Source organism: Maribacter litoralis (assembly GCF_902506355.1).
Taxonomy (GTDB): Bacteria; Bacteroidota; Bacteroidia; order Flavobacteriales; family Flavobacteriaceae; genus Maribacter; species Maribacter litoralis.
In genome coordinates, this window is sequence record NZ_LR733271.1 from 1,781,409 (window position 1) to 1,794,797 (window position 13,389).

Sequence of the window (13,389 nt, forward strand, 5' to 3'; positions counted from 1 at the left end):
GAGCGGTTCATTAACCATCTATAAATTAATTATGCAACGGTACCCTGGCAACTACTACCAGCACCTGCCGTACAGCCATAACAATGTTGAGATATAATAATGTTTCGGTCGTTCAATAAGTCCTCATTATAATCTTTAATATGTTTTACCTTGCTGGCTACTTTTAAATCTAGCATTTGGTTAAAATCACAATCATACAACCAACCATCCCAACTAATGGAAATGGTATTGGTGCACATTACGTTTGCTACTGCAGACGGATTGTAAGCTTCCACTAATGCATACATGTAATCTTCGTAATTCTCCGATGCTATCAAGTAGTCCAAGAATCGAGCAATAGGTAAATTGGTAATTGCAAAAAGGTTATGGAACTGAATATCAAAATCTTCTCTCAAGGCTTTTTTGAAATCCTTCTCCATCGCAGCCTGATCTCCCGGTAAATACGCTCCTGACGGATTATACACTAAATCCAATCGTAAATCGCTACCTGGCATACCATAGCCTCTATCGTTCAATTCTTGCAATGCTTTTATCGATTTATCGAAAACCCCGTCCCCTCTTTGCTTATCGGTTTTGCCACGGGTATAGTGCGGCATTGAAGAGATAACATGTACATTATGCTTTTTAAAGAAATCTGGTAAATCGTAGTATTTCTTATTGGCACGGATGATAGTCAGGTTTGAACGAACAATAAAATCTTTAATTCCGGCTTTTGCTGCCTCTTCTACAAACCATCTAAAATCGGGGTTCATTTCTGGTGCACCACCCGTTAAATCCAATGTATGTGCGCCTGTATTTTTGATTACTTCAATACATTGCTGCATGGTTTCACGAGTCATGATTTCTTTACGATCGGGACCAGCATCTACGTGGCAATGTTCACAAACCTGATTACACATGTAACCTACATTGATTTGTAGAATTTCAAGTTTTTTTGGGCGTAAAGGAAAATGTCCTATGTCTGCAATTTTGTCTTTAAAGTATGGAAGCTCGCCATCAGCAAATAAGCCTCCGTTCAATATTTCTAACTGCTTGTTGGAAACTGCTAAATCGTTTCCTTTTGCTTTTAATGATTTTGTAGCCATTTTTTAGTTGTTCGTTGTTCGTTGTTCGTTGTTGGCATTTTGTACAAATGCATTAAACCTAACTTCACAACATTTAATTTCTTTTTTTTCATGGATATTCTTAGTGAATATTCCATTTACAATATTTTTAAACCAGCTTTAATTTCATTGTATTGATTATTGAAGAAGGCTGTTACGAACAACCATCAACGAACAACCAACAACGAAATTTACATGGACAATTTATTGTACTTATTCATCATCTGTACGCCATGTACCAATGTTGCACCGCCTTCAATTGCAGCACCTACATGGACTGCCTCCATCATTTCTTCTTTTGTTATTCCTTTCTGTAGGCCGTCTTTGGTATAGGCATCAATACAGTAAGGGCATTTAACTACATGGGAAACTGCTAAGGCAATAAGCGACTTTTCCCTAGCACTTAGTGCGCCTTCTTCGAAAACCTTACCATAATAGTCGAAAAATTTAGTTCCTAGCTCTTCGCTCCACTCTGTAATTTTTCCAAATTTTCTTAAATCTGCTGGGTCGTAATATGTATTAGCCATTTTTTTCTGAGTTTTAGTTTGTATTGTATTTTTTTGTTCTTGATTAAAATAAATCGGAATTCCCTGACCCATTTTTTCCAGTTCAGGAAGTATTTCCATATTGTCCCAAATACCAGAGGTAAGCGTATCGCCGTATGCTTCGGGTAAATGGTTTTTGTACATTAATTTTTGTGCGCTTTCGGCATCGTATTCAAAAGAATGATGAGTATAAATTACTTCGCCATTTACTATATCTAACATCATATACCAGACCCTAGGTGTGCCATCATTTGCCGGCATACCAATAACTCCAGGATTAAGCCACACCTTTTCTTTTATGGTTTGATGAAATGGCAAGCCACAATGCCCCGCAATAATGATATCACTTTTAGTCTCTTTAAAACAACGTTCTTTACTTTCAGTGGCGTTAGATTTAAATATGAATTCTGAAGTGTTACCATAGTTTCCATGGACTACTGTTACTTTCTTATTGCCATAATCAAAGCTTATGTATTCAGGAATGTTTTTCATAGAATCTAAAGATTCTTTGGATAAACGACCTTTAGTATATGGAAACCACATTTTTGAAAAATCGTCGCAACGGCTTCCGCTTTTAAAATCGCACCCACAGTCTTCGCTATCATTTGCCAACTGTAATTCTACATTTCCGGCAATACTAAGTGCTCCCCATTTTTGAAATAGCTGTACCGTTTCTTCAGGTTGGGCACAATAGCCAGTTAAGTCTCCTGTACTTATACAATTTTCAGGTGGGATACCTGCCTCGTCAGCAATCTGGATTAATTTTTCCAATGCCTGTAGATTGCTGTACACACCTCCAAAAAGTAACAACTTTCCGGCTTTAGTGCCCATATGTTTTATTTCTTTATCCATGTAGGTATCATATAAACGATTAGGCAACATAATATGCCCCAAAAATTAATCCAAAGTAACGAGGCATATTTGCCTGTTGTAAATATTAAGTTAGACGGAAACCAGTTAAATATTAAAAGGAAACCAAAAAGTAACCCTATAAAAACACTCAAGTGAAAGCTCATTTTTGATGCATTGTCTTTCCAAAAAAGGAAAACGGGGGTTAAACCGATGACCATAGTTCCACTAATGGTCGTTGCCGATAGAATTTCGGCATCTAAAAAAACAGGAACCGTACCTAAAACCGCAACCGCAACCATTGACCAACGACCAAATTTTACCGTATGACCAAGGTTTAGGTCCAGTGCCAATAGTTTAGAAAACGATGAAAAGGTAGAATCTAAAGTTGATGCTGCCGAGGTAATCATAATAAAATTGATGACTAATAGAATAACGGTGCCAAAAGCCTTACCTACTTGTACCGCAGCTTGCCCTTGCATACCTTGCGATTGTGCATAAACACCAATGATGCTAAAAAGAATGATACAAATAGCACCAAGAATACTTGCCCATAAAAAACTCTTTAATGTTACTTTAGGACTACTGATAAATCCTCTGTCTGTTAATACGGGATCATGAAAGGGATAACTGAAAGATTGTAGCAAGGCAGCAAACAATAAATTTAGTCCGGTTTCAAAAGACCAAACCCCAGAATTAAGTACTTCTGTAGTATCTATGGCATTGTCATTTCCGAAAATAGTGAACAATATTACCGCTAAAAGAACAGAAAATAATCCCATTTGGACAACATCAGTAAAAATTGAGCTGCTCATACCACCTTTTAGAACATACGATAATGTGAGTCCGGTAAATATTAAAATGGACCAGTAATATGCACTAGATCCCATATCACCAAAATAAGATCCAATGACCATGGTATTGCTCCAGACTTCATTGAACAACCGAAATGCAATAAGAATTGAAAAAACCGTTACCGCAGTTTTGCCAAATTTTGAGGATAAGAAATGATGAATACTGGTATACTTACCATGTAGCCTCATCTTATAAATTACGATACCTGCAACCGCAAACGACAGATAATAACCTGCATAGGCAACCCCACCTACAATACCGAAATCCAATCCTAAATTTGCCGCATTGGTAATACTTTTGGCGAATATCCATGAGATGATCAAACTGCCCATTAACATAAATGCATTGGGCGCTTTCTTTTTTTGAACAGCCTTAAAAAACTGATTGGTATCTTTTGCCCATGGGGAAAGAAAGAACAGCATCAAACTAGATGCTATTACTAATCCCCATTGCCAAACTTGTACTTCAGTCATAAATTTATTTTTATTCCTAACTCCTAACTCCTAACTCCTAACTCCTAACTCCTAACTCCTAACTCCTAACTCCTAACTCCTAACTCCTTTACTCATCCCACCAAACTGCAACATTTATACTATTGCCTTCCGTGTTATTTAAAGCTTCGGTATAATTGGCATTATTTAAAGCTTCTTCCTCAGAAGGGTAAGGCATGCGTATGGGAATCAAATCATTGTTCAAACTAGCTGAAATTGTTTTCAATTGCGGAAAACCTGTTCTTCTATACTCTATCCAACCTTCATAGCCGTTTATGGAATTTGCGATCCATTTTTGTGTGATGATATTTTCTAAAAGATCCCCGTTGGTCAACGCAGCATCAGCTGTTAAATAATTATCAGGAAGTGCTACCTGCCAATATTCAAAAGCGTGTGTTACTCCAGTATTGTAAAGGGTTTCCGTATCAGCGGAAATAAGCCCTTTTTGAGCAGCTTCCGCTAATAGAAAGTAAGTTTCCATACTTGTCATGAAATTGGCGTCTAATAGCCCTGTATTCTCTCTGAAAATAGTGCCCAATAAAGAGTAATCAGCTAACGATACTCCAGCAGAGGCATCGATTCCATTTAATAGTCCGTTATAACCGCCATCTGTACTATTGGCAAAAGGTTGGTATAAGCGTGCAATTCGTGGATCGTTTAAATTGGTTAAAATTTCATCCATCGTTTCAGAAAGCACATAATTATTAAAGTCGCCCACCCTAAGCTGTGCCAATCTAAAACTGTTAGGTTCACCATCGGTAAAGTTAAAAATGGCGTTTTCACTGTTTTCATCTATAAAATTTCCTTCGGCAACTATTGCTTGTAATTGGGCCGCAACATCTATTTTGCTGGAAACTCGCATTAGATATTTAATTTTCAATGAATTTGCAAAACGTATCCATCCGTCTAAATCACCATTAAAGAGAATGTCTCCCTCTAAAGCTATGTTACCTGAATAATTCTGAATGGCTAAAATTCCTTTATCAAGATTGTCAAATATTCCTCCTTCATCCATATAAATTGACTCCTGTGTGTCATAGGACGGAGTAACAGTTTCTGTATCTCCTTGAAATGCTTCTGAATATGGAACATCACCGAATAAATCTGTTAAACCAGCTGCCATATATGCTTTCATAATTCTTGCTGGGCCTTCATACACAGCATACGCCGCATTATCTTGAGATAAATTCAAAATAATTTCATTGTCTCGTAAATTCTGATAGAATATGGGCCATGGATTTCCACCTAATTGCGGAGATTTTAAATCGTGACGGTCAAACAGGTTAAAATCTAGTGCTGTGCTATATTGACCCAACAGATTACCTGCAGTAAAACCTTCATATGACATTTGTTCACCAAAGTCATAGATTACCTGTCTTAACAATAGACTTGGTTGCACCGTAACAGGGTCATTTGTATTTGTATTAATTTCTTCAAAATCTTTTGTGCAGCCAATGACCAACAATAAGACTAGAATGATATATATATGTTTCATTTTCTTTTTCTTAAAAATTAAATCCGGCTTTAAAACCTATACTTCTTGTTGTGGCATACGACATATCTTCAACACCGCTAATAAAGCCTTGCCCTTGTACTGCCAATTGCTCGGGGTCAAAATGTGGATTCTCTGTTATAGCAAATAAGTTCTTTCCTATCAATGATAAACTCAATGTAGCATCTTGGTTGAACAGACTAAGATTATCAAACGTATAACCAACGGATACTTGACGTAACTTTAAAAAGGAAGCATCATACGTATTGTTCTCTTCATGGTTTCTGTCATAAAATTGGCGGTAATAACTTTCTGCCGTTACAGCAACGGTATTTGGTGTATATACAGGATTATCAGCAGTACCGGTATTTACAACACCTTCGGGCACAATACCTCCTTCTGGTCTAAAAGCCGTTTCTGCTAACTGACCACCAACATTACCTAATGCCCTTGTTCTAGAAACGATGATGCCACCTTGTCGCCAATCGAAAAGGAAACCCATATTCCAGTTCTTGTAATTGAATTGATTGTTGAAACCCAACATAAATTCAGGATTGTAATTTCCTAATTTTTGCAGTTCATTATCGGGTATGTATCTGCCCTCATCGGTTAAAATAAAATCACCATTTTCATTCTTTAGATATCCTGTTCCATATAAATCACCTACACGACCGCCTTCTTCAGCTTGCAAAAATACCGTTTGGTTTTGACTGTCGTAAATTCTAGAGTATGCCAATGTTAATCGACCTTCTTCTTGTGGTAAGCTTTCTACAGTAGATCTATTAGTGCTAAAATTTAAGGTGCTGTTCCATTTAAAATCCTGATTTATTACGGGGGAAATTCCTAATATAATTTCCAGTCCTTTCGAACGAACCTCTCCACCATTTACGACCTGTTGCGTATATCCAGATGAAATACCTATTGGCAATGAAATAATTTGATCTTTAGTCAATGCATTGTAATAAGAAATATCTAATCGTAGTTGATCGTTAAAAAAACGAATATCAGCACCAACTTCAAAAGAAGATGTTTGCTCAGGCTGCAAATCTGCATTCGCAATGGTATTTGAATTACTAAATGTTGGTTGCCCGTTAAAAGGTGTTTGCGCTACAAATGCACCAGTTGTTTGGTATGGATCTGTATCATTACCCACTTGCGCCCAACTTGCCCTAAGTTTTGCGAAGGAAATAACCTGAGGTAAATTCACCGTGTTAGATAAAATAAAGCTAGTAGAGATAGAAGGATAAAAGAAAGATGTATTATCTACAGAAAACGGTGTTGCCAATGCACTAGACCAATCATTTCTACCTGTAATATCTAAAAACAAGTAATCTTTATAGCCCAACTTGGCCAGACCATATATACTGTTTATTCTTTTGTTCGATTCAAATTCAAAAATTTCTATGGGCGAGGCTGCATTCGATAATCTAAAAATACCCGGTTGTGCCAAACTCGTGGTCTGTGATTGTGAGGTAAACGCTTTTTGGTCTAATCGGTTTCCACCTAAAGAAACATCGACTTTAATATTATTAAACCTATTGGTATAATTTATAAGAAAATCTGTATTTACTTCTCTATAAAAAACATCGTGTTCTGCATAGCCACCATTTGCAAACCTGTTAGAACTATAGGCTCTTCGCAATTGGCGTAGTTCACTAGAATAATCCATACCGGTACGGATAGACGCTGTTATATGATCTGTAATATCATAGCTTGCCGAAATGTTTCCGAAAACACGATCTCTATTAAACGAGTTTCTGTTTTCATTAAGAATGAAATAAGGATTATCAAAAAAGGTATAGTTGTACGAGTATTGTTGTATACCCTCTAAGCCTGGTTGCCAGTAATTTTTTAAATTCTCTATGTTCAGCGAGCGTGGTCCCCAAGCTACCAAAGAATAGTTTGCATTCTCTGAACCATAACCGTTAGAGGGTCTATTGTCCGATCCGGAATTGATATAACTGATGGATGAATTAATGCGTAATTTATCAATCGGTTGAAAATTTAGTCGTGCGCTAATCGTTTGGCGGTCTAGGTCAACACCCGGTATTATAGATTCGCTTCGTAAATCTGTAAAGGAGAGACGGAAACTACCTGTATCAAATCCGTTAGAAATGGCAATGTTATTAATCAATGTGGTACCCGTTTCGTAGAAATTCTTAAGGTTATCTGGGTTAGATTTAAATTCTGTGGGAGTAATGGCTATACCGTTATAAAGAGCAGTGTCTCCACCACGTACTACCGTACCATCTGGCAAGGTAACCGGACTATCATACTGAGGAATTAAGTTGCCAACATCTAAACGTGGTCCCCAACTATAGGTAATCAAATCATTTGTTCCACCACCTAATCCGTCTACAAAGGCGAACTCACCGGAATTCCCTTGTCCGTATTCATTTTGAAAATCGGGTAATTGAAATGCTGAATCCACAAAAAAGCTGGTGTTGTAACTAACGCCTAATCCTTTTGAATTCTTGCCGCTTTTGGTTTCAATAATGATAACTCCGTTAGATGCTCTAGTACCGTAAAGGGCGGCTGCACTTGGTCCTTTTAATACAGAAACTTCGGCAATATCATCGGGATTTACCTCCATAGCACCGTTTCCAAAATCTATTTCCTGAAATCCGGCAGCGGCCTCATTGGTAAAATTGAAGACCGAATTGTTATTGATAGGCACTCCGTCTACAATAAATAACGGATTATTATTAGAAAAAGAAGCTTCACCACGAATGGTAATTTTAGAGGAAGACCCTACTCCGGTAGCACCTTGGTTTATAGTAACACCAGCAAGCTTACCCGATAGATTATCAAGAAAATTGACAGATTTTACTTCGGTAACTCCTTTTGCGTCTAAGCTTTGTACAACGTAGCCTAATTCTTTGGTTTCTCTCTTTAAGCCTAATGCAGTCAGTACCACCTCATCCAATATTTCAGAAGAGTCGTTTAGAGTAACATTGATTGTGTTTCGATTATTAATTGGTATTACTTGTGTTTCATATCCCAATACGGAAAATTCAATAGCACCTGAAAGACTGGGAACATTTATAGTATATATACCGTCTTCATTGGTGGTCGAACCGGTCAAAGTACCGGATAATACAATGTTTACGTACGGTATGGAATTTCCATAGGTATCAGTAACGGTACCTGTAATTGTTTCTTGAGCATTGACTATGTTCAATATGAACAATGTCAACACCAGTAATAAGTGTTTCATATTTAGCTTTGGACTGAGGTTTCACTTACCCAACTATTGGATAAAGGGGGATCTAGATAAATGAAACTGCAGGAGAGCCTTTGTTGAAAGGAAAACTGTTTGGGTATGAAGAAGAGAAGTTCTGGTTAGTGTAGTATAAACCTCTTTTTCTTTTTATTAGTTGTGCTATCAACAAGAATAGGGTTGGTGATAGGTCATCTGAAAACGATAATATGGACTTTAAATCTTTTTCACAATCTAAATCTTGTAGAGCAGGTAATTTTACTAGTTCAGATGACTCTTTTTGCAACCACATGGTAATTTTGTGGTACAAACTAAATCGTTGCCAGGGTAACTTTTGAAATTCACTAATTTCAAAATTTGATTTTTGTAAACCTAAAAGGTAAAATCCACCATCTTTTGACGGACCAATCACTGTCTTTCCCTTTGCCAATTGCCCGGCCGCAAGTTTAAGCTGTTGGGTTTTTAAATGCGGAGTATCGTTACCTATGGCAATAATACTTGTAAAACCAGTATTAAATACAGAAGCTATGGCATTGGTAAATCGTTGCCCAAAACTCGATCCTATTTGATCATCATCAGAAATATGAAAAACGGGTAAACCGGAGTTCTTAGCTTTTTGGAGTGTACTTTTTGTAAGCTCACTGAATAAACGTTCACCTTTGGCAATACGCTTATTGACCAAATCTTCCTTAGCGGAATTGGCAAATACCAGTATAGCAGTAGTACCTTGTGAATTCAATTCAATTTTCTTTCTCGTTGTTAAACTTACGTAAAAATATGGCAAAGGTTTTTTAACAATACATAAATTGTATCAATAAAAGATAAGTTTTGCCTTACTTTAAGTCAAATTGTCAGTTTTAGACTATGCAGTTTGTTTTACCAAATCGTTTTTGGTAATATCTTGGGCATTAGCCTATAAACAAGTTATAAAATTAGATAATCTGCATAATTTATATGCTTATTCTCATGTAATTTTAAGGTTACAGACCACTTAGTCTAAAAAATCCCTTAAAATTTCAAAAAGTTTTAAATTTTTTTTAGCAATGACATAGGTATTCATGGCATAGCTATTGAAACTAGGGACACAGAAAAATATTAAAAACTATATACATATGAAATCAAATACAAATTCCAGAGGCGCTTGGAAGGTTTACTTCTTCTCAGCTGTTATTGCCCTTGCAGTAAGTTATGGGGTAATAAAATTGAACAAACAAGAATCAAATGAAACTACAGGTGTAACCGTGGTAGAATCCATACCCGGTGCACAAGCCTTATACACTAAAGACAGTGATGGTAATATTAAACCATTGGATTTTACCGATACTTCAGAGAAGGTATTGGATGCCGTGGTACATATTAAATCTACACAAACGGGGTCATCATACCAAAATCAAGGTGCAAGAGAATTGCCAGATCCTTTTAAAGAGTTTTTCGGCGATATGTTTAAGGGGCAATCTCCGCAAGGGTCTTCATCTAGACCTAGAGTAGGTACAGGTTCGGGTGTTATCATTAATGACAAAGGTTACATTGTAACCAATAATCATGTTATCGATAATGCAGATGAGGTTGAGGTAACTTTATATAACAACCAATCGTACAAGGCGACGGTTATTGGTACTGACCCAACTACAGATTTAGCATTGCTACAGATAAAGGCAGATAACTTAAAAACGATGTCTTTGGTAAATTCCGATGATGTGGAAGTTGGCGAATGGGTATTGGCAGTTGGTAACCCTTTAGGTTTGAATTCAACGGTAACCGCTGGTATCGTTAGTGCTAAGGCAAGAAGCATTCATATTAATACCGATAAATTTGCGGTTGAAAGCTTTATACAGACCGATGCGGCTATTAACCCTGGTAATAGTGGGGGAGCTTTGGTTAATCTTGATGGTAATTTGGTGGGGATCAACACAGCCATTGCCAGTACAACCGGTACGTATACCGGATACGGATTTGCGGTGCCTAGTAACATCGTTACCAAGGTGGTTGAAGATTTACTGAAATTCGGTAACGTACAGCGTGGTATGCTTGGTGTAACCATTAGAACAATGGATAGTAACCTTGCCAAAGAAAAAGATGTTGACTTTACCAAAGGTGTTTGGGTAGAACAAGTTGGTGAAGATAGTGGTGCTGATATTGCAGGTATGGAATCTGGTGATATTATTGTAAGTGTCGACGGAAAAGAAACTGCTACATCACCTAGACTACAAGAAATTATTGCAGGAAAAAGACCTGGAGATAAAGTAATGATTACCGTTAATAGAAATGGTAAGGAGAAAGAATTTGAGGTAGAACTTCACAATTCTCAAGGAGGTACCGATTTTATCAAGAAAGAAAAGAAAGAGGTGTTTAATCTTTTAGGTGCAGATTTTGAGAACGTAGATAAGGATACCGCCAAAAAACTAAATATTGATGGCGGAGTTCAGGTATCTAAACTATACCCAGGTAAAATAAAGAAGGAAACCCAAATGCGAGAAGGGTTTATTATTACTCATATAGATGGTAAGCGTATAAATGACATTGAAGATGTTGCCGCTGTTTTGGAGAACAAAAAAGGCGGAGTAATGTTGGAAGGAGTTTATGAAGATGGTTCTAAATATTATTATGCCTTCGGATTGGATTCATAGTCCGCAATATTGACTAATTTTATGCCAAGTGAATAATAGTATTCACTTGGCATTTTTTTTGAAATTAATTTTAGATAGATGCAATTAGGTTCTAAATCCATTGGCTTGGTACTTTCCGGTGGCGGTATTAGGGGAATGGCGCATATAGGGGTTATTAAGGCAATGCAAGAATTTGGTCTTGAAGCAAATGTGGTATCCGGTAGTAGTATTGGCGCCTTGGTAGGTGCTTTGTACGCTGCAGATAGGCCTGTAGTGGATATGCTTCGTTTTTTTAAGGAAACACCGCTATTTAAATACAATTATTTTGCTGTTGCCAAACCTGGACTCTTAAATAGTGAGAGCTATATAACATCGTTTAAAAAATACTTTCCAGAAGATAGTTTTGAGGCTTTAAATAGAGAGCTTCATGTAGTCGCTACCAATTTACAGAAGGGCGAGGAGTTGTTTATTCATAATGGGGAATTGATAAAACCTTTGTTGGCTTCCGCTGCTTTGCCGCCCGTATTTAGCCCGGTAGAGTATAATGGTGAACTATATGCCGATGGTGGTATTATGAACAATTTTCCATCAGAACCGGTATTGCCTAAAGTAGATTTTGTAATCGGTAGCAATGTGTCGGTTGTATCTCACTTAGATAAAAAACATTTAAACAACTCTTTTCAATTAACGGGCAGAGTAACAGGATTGATGATTTACGCCATTAATCGAAAAAAAATCAATAATTGCGACTTAGTACTAGAATCAAAAGAATTGGAACATATAGGATTGCTGGATAGGCGAGGAATTGAAAAAGCGTATGCTATTGGGTATGAAGCTGCGGTTAGAAAGTTTGAAACAATATTAAATTAAGTAATAGTTCATAAAAAAACGTCCTTGAAATCTCAAGGACGTTTTTTTTATAAAGCATCATTATATTTTACACATCATCAAAATCTACTTTTATAGTAGGTGTCGTTGCATGCGCTTGACAGGTTAAGATAAATCCGTCCGCAATTTCCTGGTCGGTCAAAATTTGATTCATGACCATTTCTGCTTTTCCATCAGTAACTTTGGCAATACAGCTACTACAAACTCCGCCTTGACATGAGTATGGAGCATCAATATTCTCTTTTAGAACAGCATCAAGAATTATGGTTTTCTTATCCATAGTAAACTCAAATTCTTCATCATCAACAAGTACAGTAACCGCAGTTTGACCATCAGCCTGTATGGGCAATTCTTCTTTTATTTCCGTTGGTGTAAATAGCTCAAAATGGATTTTATCCTTATCCACTTCATTCTCAATTAAGGTATCTTGTACCAAACGAATCATTTCTTCCGGTCCACATAAATAATATCCATCAAAATCAACGTCTTTATGCTTATTTAACAAAGCATAATTTACCGTTGAGGTATCAATTCTACCAAATAACGCCTTGTCTTCACGGGTTTGACTATTGGTGAAGTAAACAAAAAACCGATTGGCATATTCTAGTTCTAATTTTACTAAATCGGTATAGAACATAGTCTCTTCGTAAGATTTGTTACCGTAAACAAGAACGAATTTGTTCTTAGGGTTACTATCTAAAACCGATTTTACGATACTCATAATAGGGGTAATACCGCTACCTGCAGCAAAAGCGGCAATATTCTGTACTTCTTTGGTCGTATTAAATACGAAACGACCTTCTGGTTCCATTACCTCTAAGGTATCGCCTACCTTTAATTCTGAGTTGGCGTAGTTGGAGAATCCGCCATTATCTACTTTTTTGATGCCGATGGTAATGCCATCTTTTTCAGGTGATGAACTAATGGAGTATGCTCTTCTAAGTTCTTTTCCCTTAATCTCTTTTTTAATGGTGATATACTGACCCGCCGTAAAGGTGAAAGTCTGTGCCAATTCTTTCGGAATTGAAAATGTAACGGCAACAGAGGTTGGCGTTAATTTCTTGATATGTTTTACCGTTAATGGGTGAAAATGCGACATATGTTCGTTTCTTTAAATCGATTTACAAAATTAAGCATGCTTTTGCGATATCATATGACATTTGTCAAAAAAGTCTAACGGTCAATGGCTTTTACAGCGTTTTTCTCACATTAAATAATCCTTAATTTATCTTTTTTGAAAAAAACATATAAAAATTGTCCCTAATTTGATTTCGGTTACGTCATGAGGTAAACAAAAAGAACTTAGAGCGAGTTCTATGTAAAATTAAAACGATTAAATT

9 protein-coding genes and 1 pseudogene are annotated in these 13,389 nt (G+C 36.8%); 2 read left to right on the plus strand and 8 right to left on the minus strand.

The window, feature by feature from the left end; translation table 11 throughout:
- Positions 1 to 29: 29 nt before the first annotated feature.
- From arsS to EXIGUO8A_RS07495, 7 genes and pseudogenes are all read right to left on the minus strand, one after another.
- Positions 30 to 1,085 carry an arsenosugar biosynthesis radical SAM (seleno)protein ArsS gene (gene arsS / locus EXIGUO8A_RS07465; protein WP_159302618.1) on the minus strand — a complete coding sequence of 352 codons (1,056 nt, stop codon included), beginning with the start codon at positions 1,083 to 1,085 and terminating at the stop codon, positions 30 to 32.
- A gap of 209 nt (positions 1,086 to 1,294) precedes the next feature.
- Complete coding sequence (locus tag EXIGUO8A_RS07470) at positions 1,295 to 1,630, minus strand: arsenosugar biosynthesis-associated peroxidase-like protein (RefSeq protein ID WP_082642972.1); 336 nt, start codon at positions 1,628 to 1,630, stop codon at positions 1,295 to 1,297.
- 237 nt (positions 1,631 to 1,867) lie between these two features.
- A pseudogene (locus EXIGUO8A_RS07475) lies at positions 1,868 to 2,530 on the minus strand (metallophosphoesterase family protein); the annotation flags it as partial.
- Positions 2,485 to 3,825: an SLC5/6 family protein gene (locus tag EXIGUO8A_RS07480; protein WP_159302619.1), complete on the minus strand. Its 1,341-nt coding sequence runs from the start codon at positions 3,823 to 3,825 to the stop codon at positions 2,485 to 2,487. The pseudogene EXIGUO8A_RS07475 and the gene EXIGUO8A_RS07480, both read right to left, overlap by 46 nt.
- An 88-nt stretch (positions 3,826 to 3,913) precedes the next feature.
- The gene (locus EXIGUO8A_RS07485; protein ID WP_159302620.1) at positions 3,914 to 5,338 is read right to left on the minus strand and encodes a SusD/RagB family nutrient-binding outer membrane lipoprotein; all 1,425 of its coding nucleotides are present in this window, start codon (positions 5,336 to 5,338) and stop codon (positions 3,914 to 3,916) included.
- A 10-nt stretch (positions 5,339 to 5,348) separates the two neighbouring features.
- Positions 5,349 to 8,552, minus strand: a complete 3,204-nt coding sequence (locus EXIGUO8A_RS07490; RefSeq protein ID WP_159302621.1) for a SusC/RagA family TonB-linked outer membrane protein — start codon at positions 8,550 to 8,552, stop codon at positions 5,349 to 5,351.
- Between the two features lie 52 nt (positions 8,553 to 8,604).
- Positions 8,605 to 9,339: a TIGR04282 family arsenosugar biosynthesis glycosyltransferase gene (locus EXIGUO8A_RS07495; RefSeq protein ID WP_159302622.1), complete on the minus strand. Its 735-nt coding sequence runs from the start codon at positions 9,337 to 9,339 to the stop codon at positions 8,605 to 8,607.
- Positions 9,340 to 9,667: 328 nt separating this feature from the next.
- On the opposite strand from EXIGUO8A_RS07495, the gene EXIGUO8A_RS07500 reads away from it, so the two are divergent.
- Positions 9,668 to 11,182, plus strand: a complete 1,515-nt coding sequence (locus EXIGUO8A_RS07500; RefSeq protein ID WP_159302623.1) for a Do family serine endopeptidase — start codon at positions 9,668 to 9,670, stop codon at positions 11,180 to 11,182.
- A gap of 78 nt (positions 11,183 to 11,260) precedes the next feature.
- A complete protein-coding gene (locus EXIGUO8A_RS07505; RefSeq protein WP_159302624.1) occupies positions 11,261 to 12,031 on the plus strand; it encodes a patatin-like phospholipase family protein in 771 nt (256 codons plus the stop codon).
- 67 nt (positions 12,032 to 12,098) lie between these two features.
- On the opposite strand, the gene EXIGUO8A_RS07510 is transcribed toward EXIGUO8A_RS07505, so the two are convergent.
- Positions 12,099 to 13,148, minus strand: coding sequence for a ferredoxin--NADP reductase (locus tag EXIGUO8A_RS07510; protein WP_159302625.1), 1,050 nt, complete (start codon positions 13,146 to 13,148; stop codon positions 12,099 to 12,101).
- Between the last annotated feature and the right edge of the window lie 241 nt (positions 13,149 to 13,389).